Raw genomic sequence first — 17,539 nt, forward strand, 5'->3', positions numbered from 1 at the left:
GTTTAAAGATGCCGAAATTTTTATATACAAGCTTTATTTTTCTTTTTATTTTCACTTTAGCGAAAGCTCAGGAAAAAGAAATCGACCCTCCATATAATATTAAAACTGCTTCTTTCATTCAAAATGGCAGTAATGTCCCGCCAATTTTTGAATTAGGCTCTGCATTTACCTTTCAATTTGATGATTTGTTTGGCAATGAAGCCAATTATTATTTTGAAGTTCTTCATTGCGATTATAATTGGATTCCAACGCAAATTCCAAAAACGGACTATATTCTTGGAATGGATAATCAGAGAATTACCGATTTTTCCAATTCATTCAATACGCTGCAGGTTTATACACATTATAGGCTTTCTTTCCCTAATCAGTTTACACAATTATTGAAGCTTTCGGGAAATTATATGTTGCGAATTCTGAATGAAGATCGAGAAGTTGTTTTTTCGAGAAAATTTATTTTATATGAAAACCATTGTACAGTTGGAGTTCAAGTAAAAAGAAGCCGTAACCTCAGCAATATTGACTACAAACAGAATTTGGATTTTGCTATTTTATCTAATGATATTGTATTTCAAACCCCGTTGCAAAATGTGAAAGTGCTTTTATTGCAAAACGGAAATTTCCATACTGAGATAAAAAATATTGCTCCTCAGTATACAATTGGCAATCAGCTAGTTTACAAATACGACAAAGAAACCCAATTTTGGGGCGGAAATGAGTTTTTATATTTTGAAAATAAAGACATTAGGGCGGCTAGTAATAATGTAGCCAAAGTAGGCTCTAACAATGATATTTACAATTCGTTTCTGTATACTAACGCCGCAAGAGGAAATCAGATTTATACCAATTATGAAGATGTAAACGGAAACTTTGTTGTAAAGAACATAAACGGTTCTAACAACGATATTGAAGCCGATTATGCTTGGGTTTATTTCAGCCTCTCTGCTCCTGCTTTTAGAATGAACAAAGACATTTATATTTCTGGAATGTTTAATAACTACAGTCTTTCGCCAGAATATAAAATGGACTACAATAACGACAAAGGAGTTTTTGAAAAAGCCATTATGATTAAGCAAGGTTTTACTAATTTTCAGTATACCGTTGCCGATAAAAAAGGCGTTGTTGATTTTGAAAATGCTATTGACGGAAACTTTTATCAGACTGAAAACGAGTACACCATCTTGGTTTATTACAAAGAAGCTACTGACCGTTATCAGCGTGTAATCGGAAAAGGAAATGCAAACTCTATCAATATAGTCAATTAAAACAATGTTAAGGTTTTAGATTAAACGATTTTTTTTTGTAGCTTTGCCTCTATAACACTCACATATATACGGCGTTAGTATGGTTTCTCAAATTACACGAGGCATAAAAATATCTGTTTTGACTAGTTTTGAAGGCACATACTTCAAAAACTACAAGATTCATTTTGCTTTTAGCTACGTAGTTACCATAGAAAATCATAGTAAAGATTCTGTACAGTTAACTTCTCGCCATTGGGAAATTTTTGATTCTCTAAATGATTTAGAAGTTGTAGATGGTGAAGGTGTAATTGGCAAAAAACCGGTTCTAAAACCTGGCGAAAACCATACTTACAGTTCTGGCTGTTTATTATCGTCTCCTTACGGCGCAATGAAAGGTCATTTTAATATGATCAATTTTACTACAACAAAGACATTCAAAGTAATTGTCCCTACTTTTAGAATGTGTGCTCCTTTTGCATTAAATTAAGATATAGTTTACAACTATTGCTTTTATCGTTATCTTAATCATAAAATTGTCAATTTATTAATTTATCCTTTGTACTTTTGTGCAACGTTAGATTATTCGTAACAAAACAAATCGTCTAACTTTAAATTGTCTAATTCACAAAATTTTAAATAACATGCTTAAAGGATTTTTCCATGTACCAAAAGCGGTAAACGAGCCTGTAAAGAGCTACGCACCAAACTCACCAGAAAAAGCTGCTGTTCAAGCTGCTTATACCACAATGTGGAATTCTCAAATTGACGTTCCTTTATATATTGGAAGCGAAGAAATTAGAACTGGAAATACAAGAAACATTACAGCTCCACACGACCACAAACACGTTGTTGGAAAATACCATTTAGCTGAAAAACAACATATCGAAAAAGCCATTGCCAATGCTCTTGAAGCAAGAAAAAAATGGGCAAACATGGCATGGGAACAGCGTGCTGCTATTTTCTTAAAAGCTGCTGAACTTATCGCTGGACCATACAGAGCTCGTATCAACGCCGCTACAATGATTGGTCAATCTAAAAATATCCACCAAGCAGAAATTGATTCTTCTTGTGAATTAATTGACTTCTTACGTTATAATGTTGAGTTCATGACTCAAATCTACAACGATCAGCCAAAATCAGATTCTTCTGTTTGGAACCGTGTAGAATACAGACCATTAGAAGGGTTTGTTTACGCTATTACTCCATTCAACTTTACTGCTATCGCTGCTAACCTTCCTGCAAGTGCTGCAATGATGGGTAACGTTGTGGTTTGGAAACCAAGTGATAGCCAAGTATTCTCTGCAAAAGTTATTATCGACGTTTTCAAAGAAGCTGGAGTTCCTGATGGAGTTATCAACGTAGTTTTCGGAGACGCTTTAATGATTACTGATACTGTTTTGGCTAGCCGCGATTTTGCTGGTGTTCACTTTACAGGATCAACTCACGTATTTAAAGATATTTGGGCTAAAATTGGGGCAAACATCCACAATTACAAAACGTACCCAAGAATCGTTGGTGAAACTGGAGGTAAAGATTTTATCATTGCTCACCCAAGCGCAAACGTAAAACAAGTGGTAACGGGAATTACTCGTGGAGCTTTCGAATTCCAAGGACAAAAATGTTCTGCTGCTTCTAGAGCTTATATTCCACAAAGTTTATGGCCAGCTGTAAAAGAACAATTGATTGCTGATGTAAAATCTATGAAAATGGGTTCTCCAGAAGATTTTGGAAACTTCATTACAGCGGTTATCCACGAAGGTTCTTTTGACAAATTAGCAAGTTATATCGATCAAGCTAAAAAAGATGCTGAAGCAGAAATCATCGTTGGAGGAAATTACGATAAATCTGTTGGATACTTTATTGAGCCAACGGTTATTTTAACTACAAATCCAAAATATACTACAATGGAAACTGAGTTGTTTGGACCAGTTATCACAATTTATGTTTATGAAGATGCTAAATGGGAAGAAACTCTTGAATTAGTTGATACTACTTCTGAGTATGCTTTAACAGGAGCTGTATTTAGCCAAGATCGTTACGCTATTGAAGTAGCTACAACAAAATTACAAAACTCTGCTGGTAACTTCTATATCAATGACAAACCAACTGGAGCTGTTGTAGGAATGCAGCCATTTGGTGGAGCAAGAGCTTCTGGAACTAATGATAAAGCAGGTTCGGCATTAAACTTATTGCGTTGGGCTTCTCCAAGAACTATTAAAGAAACTTTTGTAACTCCAGAAGATTACAGATACCCTTTCTTAGGATAATCTGATTTTAGAGTTCAGATTTAGAATATAAAAACGCGTCTAATTTCAAAGAAATTAGACGCGTTTTCTTTTTATAGAAAAATTACTTCTCCTATTATTTTGATTTCACCTTTATCTGTCATTTCTTTCAGAATAGGACTTAAAATTTTTATTACACATGACTTCTGTAAATGTTTTTGTAATACTTTTCTTATTTATTTAAAAATCAGCACTTTAAAAAAACAAAATGTCTTATTTTAATATTTAAAAAACTTATTGTTCCCTTCAAAAAAAACTCATCAGCCTAAATTTGTTTCAATATTAAACAACATTAAAAGATCTAAATAAATTAACAGCATAAGTATGAGAAATTTAAACAATGTTCCCAAAGTTATTATGGAATCTAAAAGCATTGGACATGCCATAGATTATAAATGGACAAAAAAGAAAATAAACAAACTTTTAGACCCTATTGAAGGGAATGAAGAGCTTGAAAATGCTTTAATGCAAATCAATCATAAAGGTTCTATTGGCTTGACCGCTGCGTTATTAGAATGGATTTACTGGCGTTTTACAGGTTATAGCCAAGCTACAAACGATACGCAAAAAAGAATTGAAGCACTTTGGTGCTCTATCAACAATCGTGAACAGACCAATCCTTTATTATTTGACACCGAATTCGAAATCCCAGCAACTGGCTCTATAAACGGCGCTCTATGGATTGCATTAATGAATGTGAGAATGATCGATGTACGATACCGCAAAGGCTCTTACTTTTTACAAAATGATCTTGTCGGATTGGTATTGTTAGCGCGTCATATTACGCCAAAAAAGAAAAACTTCGACCATTGGTTTGCCCAAACTATTATAAACTTAACCCATTCTCATCCTAATCCTTACAGAAATGATGTTTTGGACGAAAGCGACGAAGCAGTATACGATTCATCAAATGAGCCCGTAATCTCCAGAGAGTTTTTCTTTGATGAAACATTCCAATATTCAGTTGAAGCATCAGAGAATGCTATTCATGCCTTCATTGATAATTTAGACCTTAAAGCAAACAGCTTTTTAAATCTTCCGAAAAAGGCTTCGTAATTTTTAAACTGTTTAGTTTTGTTCAAAAAAAAATAACCCGCTTAGAATATCCTAATCGGGTTATTTGTTATTAAGGTTTAAATTTTAAGGGAAGATGAACCACTTTTTTAGTTTCAAAAAATTCATCTTCAAAAAAATCAGCTAAATCATATAAAGTAGCACTTGGAAAATCCTTTAACTCTTCGGTTAAATCACCGCCTTTCAGATAAAGAATTCCATTTTTTAACATGTGTTTGTGCTGTTTCTTGATTTTATCTTTAATCCATGAAACAAAATCTGGCATATTAGTAACTGCTCGGCTTACAATAAAATCGAAGTCTCCTTTTACCAATTCAGCACGCTTTTGTTCTGCTTTTACGTTCTTTAACTCAAGTGCATCAACAACACCTTGAACCACTCTTATTTTTTTGGCAATAACGTCAATCAAATAAAAACGGGTTTCAGGAAAAAGAATCGCTAACGGAATTCCAGGAAAGCCTCCGCCTGTTCCAACATCCAAAACTGTTGCTCCAGGTTCGAACTTCATAACCTTGGCAATTCCTAATGAATGCAAGATGTGTTTTGTATATAATGAATCAATGTCTTTACGCGAAATAACATTGATTTTTTCATTCCAATCGTGGTATAAAAAGTCTAATTTTTGAAATTGTTCGATTTGAAGATCAGTCAAATTGGGAAAATATTTCAATATCTCATCCATTGCTATAATTTTTTAACAAAAGTACTACTTTACGATTGAAATATTTAACTCAATTTTGTAAATTGAAAATTTATAATAATTACCTTTGAAATCTATTTAAATTAATTATGAATAACACTGCTCCAACTTTTGCACGGCAAGACAATTTAAAGTTTTTTAGAACGCTTAACTCTCGCGTTAACAATTACTTTAAAGAAAATAATATCAAAAAAACCGGAAACTGGCAATTACATTTAAAAGCTGTTATTCTATTTGCTGTTTTTTTAACTCCGTACTTTTTAATCCTTACGCTTGACATGCCGTTTTGGGTAATGTTGCTTTTATCAATCGTAATCGGAATTGGAATGGCAGGTGTCGGAATGAACGTAATGCACGACGGAAATCACGGTTCTTATTCGACTAAAAATTGGATCAATAAATTTATGGGCGGAACCATTTACGTTCTAGCAGGAAATGTATACAACTGGCAAGTACAGCATAATGTGCTTCACCACACTTATACCAATATTCCTGGACACGACGAAGATTTAGATGCGGGCCGTATTATTCGTTTTACAAAACATGCTGAATGGCATCGTTTTCACCGTTTTCAGCATTACTATTCTGTTTTCTTATATGGATTATTGACTTTCAATTGGGCACTTACAACCGATTTCAAACAGATGCGTAACTACCTTAAAAGAAAATTATCTTATGGAGAGCCAAAAAGCCCAAAAATTCTTTGGACCACTTTAATCATTACTAAAATCATTTATCTTTCGATCTGGATTGTTCTTCCAATTCTTATTGGAATCACTTGGTGGAAAGTGCTTTTAGGATTTTTTGTAATGCATTATACTGCAGGTTTAATCTTAAGTATAGTATTTCAATTAGCTCACGTTGTTGATCATACAACAAATCCAACTCCAAATGAATTAGGAGAAATGGACAACACTTGGGCAGTTCACCAATTATATACAACGACCAATTTTGCTCCAAAAAACGCAATTGTAAATTGGTACACAGGTGGTTTAAATCATCAGATTGAACATCATATTTTCCCAAATATCAGTCATATTCATTACGGTAAAATTGCTCAAATTGTAAAAGAAACAGCAAAAGAATGCAATTTGCCTTATTACGAATATAAAACAATGCGAAGTGCTGTTATTGCTCACTTTAAGCATTTACGCGAATTGGGAATGAAGCCAGAATTAGCAGTTTAAGAACTAAAAAGAAATCTATTAATAATTAACCTTCCTTAATAAACACAGCAAATTAAGGACATTCAAAAATTTTATAATGAATCATATTCTTTCGGACAGAATCAACAACTTAGCGACTTCGCAAACATTAGCAATGGCTGCTTTAGCTCGCGAATTAAAAGCACAAGGAAAAGACATTATCAGCTTAAGTTTAGGTGAACCAGATTTCAATACACCTGATTTTATCAAAGAAGCAGTAATTAAAGCAGTTAACGAAAATTATAGCACTTATTCTCCAGTAGAAGGTTACCTTGAATTGAGAGAGGCAATTTGCAGAAAATTCAAAAGAGATAATAACTTAGATTATAAACCATCTCAAATTGTAGTTTCTACAGGAGCAAAACAATCTTTATACAACATTGCGCAAGTAATGTTAAACGACGGTGACGAGGTTATTTTACCTGCACCATACTGGGTTTCTTATTTCGAAATCGTAAAACTTTCTGGCGGAGTTCCAGTTGAAGTTCCAACTTCTGTCGAAACCGATTTCAAAATGACACCAGAACAATTAGAAGCTGCAATCACACCAAAAACAAAAATGATGTGGTTCTCTTCTCCATGTAACCCTTCAGGGTCTGTTTACAGCAGAGAAGAATTAACAGCCTTAGCTAAAGTTTTAGAAAAACACCCAAATATTTATGTAGTTTCAGATGAAATTTACGAGCACATTAATTTCTCAGGAACTTTCTGCAGTATCGGTTCAATCCCAGGAATGTTAGATAGAACGATCACTGTAAACGGAGTTGCAAAAGCATTCGCAATGACAGGATACAGAATTGGTTATATCGGAGCTCCTGAATTTATCGCAAAAGCGTGTACAAAGATCCAAGGACAAGTAACATCTGGCGCAAATTCTGTGGCGCAAAGAGCTACAATTACTGCTGTAGATGCTGATCCAAGCGTATTAAACGAAATGGTTCAAGCTTTCCACGGTCGTAGAGATTTAGTGGTTGGATTATTACAAGAAATCCCAGGCATCAAAATTAACGTTCCAGAAGGAGCATTCTACGTATTCCCAGACGTTTCTTCTTTCTTCGGAAAAACTTTAAAAGGACACGAAATCAAAGATGCAAACGACGTTTCTATGTACCTTTTAGCTGAAGCAAACGTTGCAACCGTAACAGGAGATGCTTTCGGAAATCCAAACTGTATTCGTTTCTCTTATGCAACAAGCAACGATATTTTAAAAGAAGCATTACGCAGAATCAAAGAAGCTTTGACTGCATAAACATATTCTAAGTTTTACTAAAACAGCTTAAGGTTCAAAAGTTTCATCACTTTTATACTTTAAGCTGTTTTTTTTGGCGTGTCCCATCCCGATAGCTATCGGGAGGCTATCCACTATATCTTTTATGGCGAACCCCGCCATAAAAGGATATCGCTCCTATCCCTCACGCAAACGGCATACGAGAAACATCATTCTACAAAAGAAAATTTTTGAGCATTTAAAATTGGTGAAATTCGAGAAATCCGTGACGAACAAAAAAAAGAGTTTCAAAATTCCCATTCCACAATATTATAAAACTCAAAATGTAATCCTATAAAAATAAGCATGTTATAATTACAAACTTTGTAGCATATTAATTTTTAAAAATTATAGGTCATGACACATGCAGAAGAAACCACAACAGAAACCATTAAAACTTTAGAAGGATTAATTTCAATTCTGGAAGATGGAAAATTAGGATATACAAATGCAGCGGAACATGTAGAAAATCCAGCAATGAAAACTGATTTTCTTGAATACGCCCGCGAAAGAGCTTTATTTATTGTTGAGTTACAAAACCAAATCAACAAACTAGGAAAATCGACAGATACTTCTGGCGGAGGTCCGCTTGGGGCTTTACACCGTACTTGGATTGATATAAAATCTGCCTTTACCGATGGTGACACAGAAGCTATCATAAATGCCTGCATTACTGGTGAAGAAGCCGCTATCGAAAAATATAAAATGGCACTCGAAGAAAATCATCTAGAACACGATCAGGTATATATTGTTTCAAAACAGTTAAACAGTATTCAAAATACTTTATCACAAATTAAAATGAGAGCAAATTAATCGATCGATTCATGCTTTTTTTTTTGAGAACTGCTCGGTCTTCAGATTGGGCAGTTTTTTTCGTTATGCTAGTCAAATCTTACTTATATAAAAAAAACAAGAAATAACTTACTTCTTATTATTGTTTTTTTATATATTTAAACAATTTAGATTATGAAATAAATGAATATGAAATCGGACGAAATCAAAAAACTTTTTGAAAAATTTGAATCAGCTACATTAGAATTAGAAGGAATTGAATGTTGGAGTGCACGCGACTTACAATTATTACTTGGTTATAGTAAGTGGGAAAATTTTGAAAAAGTAATTCAAAAAGCTAAGGATGCCTGTAAAAACGCGGGTGAAAATATAGACAACCATTTTCCTGACGTCAGGAAAATGGTTGAGCTAGGTTCAAATTCTGAAAGATCAATAAATGATATCGCACTAACACGTTATGCATGTTATTTGATTGCTCAAAATGGGGACAGTAGAAAACAAGAAATTGCATTCGCACAAAACTATTTCGCAGTTCAAACTCGTAAAGCAGAAATGGTTGAACAACGTCTTTTAGAATTTGAGAGAATAAAAGCCAGAGAAAAACTAAGCCAAACCGAAAAACAATTATCAGGTATTTTATATGAAAGAGGAGTTGACAGCCATGGATTTGCATTAATAAGAAGCAAAGGTGATCAAGCTCTATTCAGATTGAACACTACTACGCTGAAAAAGAAAATGGGAATTCCTGACAATAGACCCGTTGCAGATTTCTTACCTACAATAAGCATAAAAGCAAAAGACCTAGCGGCAGAAATGACTGGCTTAAATGTTCAAAGTAAAGATTTAAAAGGACAAAGCAAAATAGAGACAGAACATATTGATAACAATATTGCTGTTAGAGACATGTTGACTAAAAGAGGTATTATCCCTGAAAATCTATCCCCAGCAGAAGATGTAAAAAAGCTCCAACGAAAACTTGACGGAGACGAAAAAAAACTTTTAAGAGCTGATAAGAAAAAGAAAAAATAATTAATAAAAGATTCCGCAACTACAAAATCACCGTCTTATAAGTTAACAAATTCAAAAAAATCGCTTCATCACTAGCAAACTCAAATAATTTATTAGACCTTTGCACACTTTTTTTCGGGAATACCACAAAAGTCTAAAGTTTTAGAAATGAAGAAGAAAATCGAAATATTAGCTCCTGCTAGAGATTTAATTGGAGGAATGGCTGCCATAAATAGTGGTGCCGATGCTGTATATATTGGTGCACCTCAATTTGGAGCACGTTCAAACGCCAACAACTCTATCGCAGATGTTGCTGAACTTGTAAAATACGCGCACCTATTTAACGCACAGGTTTTTGTAGTTATAAATACCATATTGTACGACAACGAATTAGAAACTTGTCGCGCGATGATCTGGGAATTATACGATATTGGTGTAGATGCACTAATTATTCAGGATATGGCGATTATGGAAATGGACTTGCCTCCTATCGTCCTTCATGCCAGTACACAAGCTAACAATCGTGACAAAGAAAAAATAAAATTTCTTAAAGATGCCGGAATCAAACGTGTGGTATTAGCGCGCGAATTGAACCTGCATCAAATTAAAGAAATCTACGATTACGCTGATGTTGAATTAGAATTCTTCGTAACGGGAGCACTTTGCGTATCATTCAGCGGAAACTGCTATATGAGTGTGGCAAACGGAGAACGCAGTGCGAACCGTGGTTCTTGCGCACAAAACTGCCGCTTACCTTATAACTTAATCGACGGAAACGGAGATACTTTAATTAGAAACAGTCACTTGCTTTCAATTAAAGATTTAGATGTTTCAGATCAGATTCCGAATCTGATCGAAGCTGGAATCGTTTCTTTCAAAATTGAAGGACGTTTAAAAGACGTAGCTTACGTTAAAAACAACGTTTCTTATTTACGTCAAAAATTAGATAGCTTTTTAGAGGGAAGCGATAAATACACGAAAGCTTCTTCTGGAAAATGCACTTATACTTTTGATTCTGCATTAAACAGAACTTTTAATCGTGGCTATACCGATTATTTTGTAAACGACAGACACAATAGTATTGGTTCTTGGGAAAGCCCAAAATCAAAAGGACAATATATTGGTAAATTAATCAGAACTGTTGGTGGTGCTTACGAAATCGAAAACGGCGAATTATTAAACAATGGTGACGGACTTTGTTTCATCAACGAAAATAATGAAGCTGACGGAATCTACGTAAACAAAGCCGAAAATGGAAAAGTGTATCCAAACGTTCTAAAAGAAATTAAAGACGGAACTTTTATTTACAGAAATAACGATGCTGCTTTCATCAAAATCGTAGAAAGAGAAGATAGTGCGATCCGTAAAATCGGAACTACTTTATTGCTTACTGAAAACGAAAATGGTTTTGAATTAATCGCAACCGATGAAGACGGAAACGTAAGTACAGTAAAATTAGAGCATCCGAAAGAAAAAACGAAAACAGGCGAATCGATCGAAGAAAACATTAAAGTTCAGTTGGCAAAAACAGGTTTTACACCTTACAGCGCTGATGAAATCAATGTAATGTTCTCTGAAAACTGGTTCCTCCCTATTTCAAAAATCAATGAAATGAGAAGAAATGTTTTCGAACAATTATCAGAAATTCGTTTGGCAAATTACGTTCGTGAAGAACACCAATTGGTAAAAACGTCGCATCCGTATCCAGAAACGAAACTGGATTTCATGTACAACGTTTCAAACAAAACCGCTCGTAAATTCTACGAACGCCACGGTGTTACCGAAATCGAAAAAGCATTCGAATTACAATGGGATCCAGGAAAATCCCGCGTAATGACAACTAAATATTGCATCAAATACGAATTGAAAAAATGTCCGATACACCAAAAAGATATTGTAGGTGTTAAGGTAAAAGAACCATTAGTATTAAAACAGGGAGAATTGGAATACAAATTAAAATTCAACTGCAAACCCTGCGAAATGGAAATCTGGGAAAAAGATGCTGAATTTGAGATTGAAGAAGATCATTTTCATTAATTTTTACCGCAAAGTTTTTTAACCGCAAACACGCAAAGGTATACGCAAGGTTCGCAAAGATTTGAAAATAATCTTTACGAACCTTTTCTTTTACTTAAAAGCGAAACTTTGCGTTCTTTGCGTAATTCTTTGCGAACTTTGCGGTTAAATAATCTGTTATTTCCACAATCTTGTCATTTCGACGAAGGAGAAATCTTCGCAAGTAACTCCGTTCCAATAAGCCAATCTTTGTAGAGCTACTCGTGGAGATTTCTCCTTCGTCGAAATGACAAACTGTATGGTGACTTTGTCTTAAAACTAAAATCAATTACAAAATTAAATCTGCCGAATCTGCAAAATCTGCGAGAGAAATTCTTTGTGCTCTTTTTTAACTTAAAAACAAAAATATAGCGTTCTTCGCGTAATTCTTTGCGAACTTTGTGGTTAAAAACATTTTTAGCTACTTTTACTACTCAAACAATACAACATTCCAAAATGAAAATATTACTCCTAGGTTCAGGCGAATTAGGCAAAGAATTTGTCATTGCCGCACAACGAATCGGACAAACCATAATCGCAGTTGACAGTTACGAAAATGCACCCGCCATGCAAGTCGCACACGGTTTTGAAGTCATCAATATGCTCGACGGCGAAGCGCTTGATAGAATTGTAGCCAAACATAAACCTGACTTTATCGTTCCCGAAATAGAAGCCATTCGCACCGAACGTTTTTACGATTACGAAAAACAAGGAATCACCGTTGTTCCTTCAGCGAAAGCGGCAAACTTTACGATGAATCGTAAGGCCATTCGTGATTTAGCTGCAAAAGAACTTGGATTACGTACAGCAAAATACGAATACGCTACTTCTGCTGAAGAACTGCAAAAAGCAGTTCAGGAAGTTGGAATTCCATGCGTTGTAAAACCTTTAATGTCTTCATCAGGAAAAGGACAATCAACCATCAAAACCGAAAGTGATATAGAAAAAGCATGGCAATATGCCGTTGCAGGTTCGCGTGGTGATGTTATTGAAGTGATCGTAGAAGCTTTTGTTGATTTTCATTCAGAAATTACGCTTTTGACGATTACACAAAATAACAATCCAACTTTGTTTTGCGCCCCAATTGGTCACAGACAAGAAAGAGGCGATTACCAAGAAAGTTGGCAACCTGCTTTAGTTTCAGAAAAAGATTTATACGAAGCTCAGGATATGGCCGAAAAAATTACCGAAGCACTTGGCGGAGCAGGACTTTTTGGTGTCGAATTTTTCTTAACTAATGAAGGTGTTTATTTCTCTGAACTTTCTCCGCGTCCTCACGATACCGGAATGGTTACTTTGGCCGGAACTCAGAATTTCAACGAATTTGAATTACATTTACGCGCCATTTTAAGTCTTCCAATTTTCGAAATCACTTTAGAAAAAGCTGGAGCAAGTGCCGTAATTTTAGCATCAGAAGATTCTGCAAATCCAACTTTTAGTGGAATCGAAAAAGTAGCCGCTTTACCTAAAACAGATTTCAGGATTTTTGGAAAACCAACTTCAAGACCTTACCGCAGAATGGGAGTTGTTTTAAGCCACGACTCACTTTCGACTCCAATTAACGAAATAACTGAACGTGCCAAAGAAACGGCAAAATTAATAACTGTAAATTCTTAACTATGAAAAACATACTTTTAGCGACTTTCCTTTTTATTGGGATCGCAGTACAGGCACAAGACAAAAAGAAATTTGACAAACCAACAGTCGTTGAAGCTTCTTGCGGAGAATGTCAATTCGGAATGAAAGGCAAAAGCTGTGATTTAGCCGTTCGTATTGACGGAAAATCGTATTTCGTTGACGGAACTACGATTCACGATCATGGAGATGCTCACGCTGAGAAAGGTTTTTGCAATGCGATCAGTAAAGCTTTAGTTACGGGAGAGATCAAAGGAGACAGATTCAAAGCAACTTCATTTACTTTAATAGACGATAAAAAATAATGGCATTAATTCTCGAAAACATTGCCAAACACGTTTCTCTGACACCAGAAGAACAGGCGCTTTTTTTATCTAAATTAGAAACGAACACTTACAAGGCAAAAACGCTTTTATTAAATGCTGGCGAAGTCTGCAAGCATTCTTATTTTGTAAACTCAGGAATTTTAAGGAGTTTCAACATCAACGATAATATTGTTGAACATGTTCTTTCATTCGCATGTGAAGGCTGGTGGATGAGCGATATGTACAGTTATTTTTCACAAAAGCCAGGACAGCTTTTTATTGAAGTTTTAGAAGAAGCTGAAGTCGTTTCGTTATCCAAAGAAAATCAGGAACAATTGTATCTTGAAATTCCAAAGCTGGAACGTTTTTTCAGGATTTTAATTGAGAATTCTTTAGTTGCGAATCAACAGCGATTAATGGACAATTTGAGTTTACCTGCCGAAGAACGTTTTGAGAAATTCACTAAAAAATATGGATCATTGGTTCACAAAGTTCCTCAAAAACAAATCGCCTCTTTCATTGGCGTAACACCAGAATTCTTTAGCAAAATGAAAGCTCGCCTTTTGAAGAAGTAAAAATAAACCATTAAGACATTAAGATTCATTAAGCGAGACTTAATCTGTCTTATTTTTAAGAATATAAAGCTTAACTTTCTTAATATCTTAATGGTTAAAAAAACTTAAAATTGCTCAACCTCCGTAGAATGCTCCATTGCTGTTATAGCTGACTTTCCTAACATAACGGTGTTTTGAACCGCATCAAAATATGAAGTTCCTACGAAAGCTTGGTGTTTTACCGCTCTGAATCCGTTTTTCTGTAAAGCGAATTCTCGCTCTTGCAATTCAGAGTAACCTGCCATTCCGCGCTCTTTATAGGCTTTAGACAATTCAAACATACTTGTATTTAAAGCATGGAATCCAGCTAAAGTGATGAATTGGAAAGCATATCCCATTTCGGCTAAATCTTCTCTAAACGTTTCCATTTCGGCAACTGATAATTTTGCCGCCCAATTGAAAGATGGAGAACAATTGTATGCCAGCATTTTATCTGGGAATTCTTTTTTCATTGCTTTTGCAAACTTTCTTGCGTAATCTAAATCCGGATTACTGGTTTCCATCCAAATTAAATCGGCGTATGGCGCATAGCTCAAACCTCTAGCAATTCCCTGCTCGATTCCATTTTTAACATAGAAGAAACCTTCGCTTGTTTTTTCTCCTGTTAAAAATTTCCTGTCTCTTGGATCTGCATCACTTGTCAATAGATTCGCTGCATCGGCATCTGTTCGGGCAACGATTAAAGTCGAAACTCCCATAACATCTGAAGCCAGTCGCGCAGCAATAAGTTTATTAATCGCTTCTTGTGTTGGTACCAAAACCTTTCCGCCCAAGTGTCCGCATTTTTTAGCAGAACTTAACTGATCTTCAAAATGCACTCCAGAAGCTCCGGCTTCAATCATTGATTTCATTAATTCGAAAGCATTTAAGTTTCCGCCAAAACCTGCTTCAGCATCAGCCACAATCGGAACTAAATAATCTTTTTTATCTTCAATATTATTTACAGTCTGAATCTGATCGGCACGCAGTAAAGCGTTATTGATCTTTTTTACCACCATCGGAACGCTGTTTACAGGATAAAGCGATTGGTCAGGATACATTTCTCCCGCCAGATTTGCATCTGCTGCAACCTGCCATCCGCTTAAATAAATCGCCTCTAAACCCGCATCAACTTCCTGAATCGCCTGATTTCCAGTCAACGCCCCCAAACCCGCAACATAATCCTGACTTTTTAACTTTCTCCATAATTTCTCCGCACCCATTTTGGCAATCGAATGCTCAATTTTATAAGACCCTTGTAGCGTTACTACTTCGCTTGCGGTGTAAGGGCGCTCCACGCCTTTCCATCTAGGGTTCGTAATCCAATCGTTAATCAATTCCTGAATTCTGTCTTCTGTTGTTTTCATAAATAGCATAGTTAAAGTGGTTTGTTTTTTAGTGTTCAGTCGCAGTTTTAAGTGTTCAGTTTTTAACTGTGACTTTTTTCTTTGAATTTAATTTTAAACACATAGAAACATAGTCATCCTTTGTGGTTAAAGGCATTTCACTTACATAAATACACATAGCTATCTATGTGTGAAAACTAGTTTTTTCTTTTCCCTTTTTTCAATAGAAAATTAAAACCTATGTTTCTATGTGTTTAAATAAATTACAAATATTTATAGCACGGAATCGTTAGGAAATCCACAAAATGCAGATTTACAACCAATCTCTCCAGCAATTTTTCAGCTAATGGAAACTGTTGTTTTTCATGATTTTCTTCTCCTAATTCTTCCTTGATTTTTCTGAATTCATCTAAAGCCAATTCATGATAATACGCCAAATCTAATTTTCGCCCATTATCCAAAATCACTTTATTCTGAAGCCATTGCCACAATTGCGATCTTGAAATTTCAGCCGTTGCGGCATCTTCCATCAAATTATGCAAAGCAGCCGCACCTTGTCCGTTTAGCCATGAAGCCAAATACAAAACGGCAACATTGATATTTTTTCGAACACCATTTTCTGTGATTAATCCAATTGGCGGTTCAATCAAATCGGCTTCTGTGATTCTTCGATGTTCTCGTTTTACATGAATCTGATTTCGAGACGGCATTCCTTTATCAAAAACTTCTTTTGCTATTGCAACTAAATCCGGATGCGCTACCCAGGTTCCGTCGTGGCCGTTTCGAACTTCACGCTCTTTATCAGTTTTTACTTTTGCGTAAGCGATAGCATTTGCTTCTTCATTATTCTTAATCGGAATTTGAGCTGCCATTCCACCGATCGCATGAATTCCTCTTTTATGGCATCTCTGAATTACCAGATTTGAATACGCATTCATAAAAGGCGAAGTCATATTTACCTGATCACGATCTGGAACAATGAATTTTGGATTTTTTCTAAACTTTTTAATGTAAGAGAAAATATAATCCCAACGTCCGCAGTTTAAGCCCACAATATGTTCTTTCAATTCATAAATGATTTCATCCAACTGAAAACTTGCCGTTATGGTTTCAATTAAAACCGTCACTTTTATAGTTCCTCGTTTCAGATTCAGATAATCTTCTGTAAAATCAATTACAGTATTCCACCATCTCGCTTCTAGATAATGTTCTAATTTCGGAATGTAGAAATAGGGTCCAGAATTGTTTTCCAAAAGTCGTTTATGATTATGAAAAACATACAAACCAAAATCTACCAAAGAACCCGAAACTTCATTTCCTTCAATCAAAACATGTTTTTCAGGAAGATGCAAACCTCTTGGACGAACAATCAGCGTTGCGATTTTTTCATTTAAGTGATATGATTTCTGTTTCACCAAATCGGTAAACGTGATGGTTTTATTAACGGCATCAATCAAATTCATTTGTCCATCCATCAGGTTTTGCCAAGTTGGTGAAGTGCTGTCTTCAAAATCGGCCATAAAAGTTTTGGCACCCGAATTCAAAGCATTGATAATCATTTTTCGGTCTACCGGTCCAGTAATTTCCACTCTTCTGTCCAGTAAATCTTTCGGAATTTCTCCAGCTGTCCAATTACTTTCTCTGATGCTTTTGGTTTCTGGAATAAAAACCGGCATAATTCCTTGATCAAAAGTGACTTGTTTCTGTTCTCTCTGTAAAAGCAGTAATTTTCTTTGCGATTCGAATTTTTTGTGTAATTCGATAATAAACGCAGTTGCTTCTTCTGTCCAGATTTTTGGATAAGCAAGCTTTTTGTCGGCTAGGAATTCTATAGCCATTTCAGTGATCTCTAATTGGTTTTTCATAGCTGCAGATTTTAATTTTAAATTTTAAAAAACAGATTTTCTGTTTACTCTTATCATTTCGTCAAAAACAACTCAATCATAACTAATTCATAATTAACAAGTTTCAACGATACAATGTTATAAAAAAGTTTTTTACAAAACAAGCGAACGTTCGCTAAATTTAAAAAA

15 protein-coding genes are annotated in these 17,539 nt (G+C 35.1%); 12 read left to right on the top strand and 3 right to left on the bottom strand.

From position 1 onward, the window contains the following. Window positions 1-8 precede the first annotated feature (8 nt). From FF52_RS16345 to FF52_RS16360, 4 genes are all read left to right on the top strand, one after another. Window positions 9-1,262, top strand: a complete 1,254-nt coding sequence (locus tag FF52_RS16345) for a DUF5103 domain-containing protein (protein WP_008467224.1) — start codon at window positions 9-11, stop codon at window positions 1,260-1,262. Between the two features lie 79 nt (window positions 1,263-1,341). Next, a complete protein-coding gene (apaG, locus tag FF52_RS16350) occupies window positions 1,342-1,728 on the top strand; it encodes a Co2+/Mg2+ efflux protein ApaG (RefSeq protein WP_008467225.1) in 387 nt (128 codons plus the stop codon). Window positions 1,729-1,882: 154 nt separating this feature from the next. Next, window positions 1,883-3,508, top strand: a complete 1,626-nt coding sequence (gene pruA, locus FF52_RS16355; protein ID WP_008467226.1) for an L-glutamate gamma-semialdehyde dehydrogenase — start codon at window positions 1,883-1,885, stop codon at window positions 3,506-3,508. A gap of 342 nt (window positions 3,509-3,850) precedes the next feature. Next, entirely contained in the window at window positions 3,851-4,582 is a 732-nt protein-coding gene (locus tag FF52_RS16360) for a hypothetical protein (protein WP_008467227.1), read from the top strand. A 70-nt stretch (window positions 4,583-4,652) separates the two neighbouring features. Here the strand turns inward: FF52_RS16360 and rsmG are convergent, their stop codons facing one another. Further along, on the bottom strand, window positions 4,653-5,282 hold the full coding sequence (rsmG, locus tag FF52_RS16365) for a 16S rRNA (guanine(527)-N(7))-methyltransferase RsmG (protein ID WP_008467228.1): 630 nt from the start codon (window positions 5,280-5,282) through the stop codon (window positions 4,653-4,655). A 107-nt stretch (window positions 5,283-5,389) separates the two neighbouring features. Here rsmG and FF52_RS16370 point away from each other — a divergent pair, with 107 nt between their 5' ends. The 8 genes from FF52_RS16370 (at window position 5,390) to FF52_RS16405 (ending at window position 14,142) form a co-directional block, all read left to right on the top strand. Next, complete coding sequence (locus FF52_RS16370; protein WP_008467230.1) at window positions 5,390-6,487, top strand: fatty acid desaturase family protein; 1,098 nt, start codon at window positions 5,390-5,392, stop codon at window positions 6,485-6,487. Between the two features lie 76 nt (window positions 6,488-6,563). Beyond that, a complete protein-coding gene (locus tag FF52_RS16375) occupies window positions 6,564-7,754 on the top strand; it encodes a pyridoxal phosphate-dependent aminotransferase (protein ID WP_008467231.1) in 1,191 nt (396 codons plus the stop codon). Window positions 7,755-8,129: 375 nt separating this feature from the next. Further along, on the top strand, window positions 8,130-8,585 hold the full coding sequence (locus tag FF52_RS16380) for a ferritin-like domain-containing protein (protein WP_008467232.1): 456 nt from the start codon (window positions 8,130-8,132) through the stop codon (window positions 8,583-8,585). Window positions 8,586-8,753: 168 nt separating this feature from the next. Continuing rightward, window positions 8,754-9,593 carry a DNA damage-inducible protein D gene (gene dinD, locus FF52_RS16385; RefSeq protein ID WP_035691780.1) on the top strand — a complete coding sequence of 280 codons (840 nt, stop codon included), beginning with the start codon at window positions 8,754-8,756 and terminating at the stop codon, window positions 9,591-9,593. 147 nt (window positions 9,594-9,740) lie between these two features. Continuing rightward, entirely contained in the window at window positions 9,741-11,609 is a 1,869-nt protein-coding gene (locus tag FF52_RS16390; RefSeq protein WP_008467234.1) for a peptidase U32 family protein, read from the top strand. Window positions 11,610-12,083: 474 nt separating this feature from the next. Beyond that, window positions 12,084-13,244 carry a formate-dependent phosphoribosylglycinamide formyltransferase gene (gene purT / locus FF52_RS16395; RefSeq protein WP_008467235.1) on the top strand — a complete coding sequence of 387 codons (1,161 nt, stop codon included), beginning with the start codon at window positions 12,084-12,086 and terminating at the stop codon, window positions 13,242-13,244. A 2-nt stretch (window positions 13,245-13,246) separates the two neighbouring features. Further along, window positions 13,247-13,567: a DUF6370 family protein gene (locus FF52_RS16400; protein ID WP_008467236.1), complete on the top strand. Its 321-nt coding sequence runs from the start codon at window positions 13,247-13,249 to the stop codon at window positions 13,565-13,567. Then, window positions 13,567-14,142, top strand: coding sequence for a Crp/Fnr family transcriptional regulator (locus FF52_RS16405; RefSeq protein ID WP_008467238.1), 576 nt, complete (start codon window positions 13,567-13,569; stop codon window positions 14,140-14,142). The genes FF52_RS16400 and FF52_RS16405 overlap by 1 nt, the downstream gene beginning before the upstream one ends. 104 nt (window positions 14,143-14,246) lie before the next feature. On the opposite strand, the gene aceA is transcribed toward FF52_RS16405, so the two are convergent. Together aceA and aceB are read right to left on the bottom strand one after the other, a co-directional pair. Next, the gene (gene aceA / locus FF52_RS16410; RefSeq protein WP_008467241.1) at window positions 14,247-15,527 is read right to left on the bottom strand and encodes an isocitrate lyase; all 1,281 of its coding nucleotides are present in this window, start codon (window positions 15,525-15,527) and stop codon (window positions 14,247-14,249) included. A 242-nt stretch (window positions 15,528-15,769) separates the two neighbouring features. After that, on the bottom strand, window positions 15,770-17,371 hold the full coding sequence (gene aceB, locus FF52_RS16415) for a malate synthase A (protein ID WP_008467243.1): 1,602 nt from the start codon (window positions 17,369-17,371) through the stop codon (window positions 15,770-15,772). Window positions 17,372-17,539 lie beyond the last annotated feature (168 nt).

It is taken from the genome of Flavobacterium sp. F52 (assembly GCF_000278705.1).
Taxonomy (GTDB): Bacteria; Bacteroidota; Bacteroidia; order Flavobacteriales; family Flavobacteriaceae; genus Flavobacterium; species Flavobacterium anhuiense.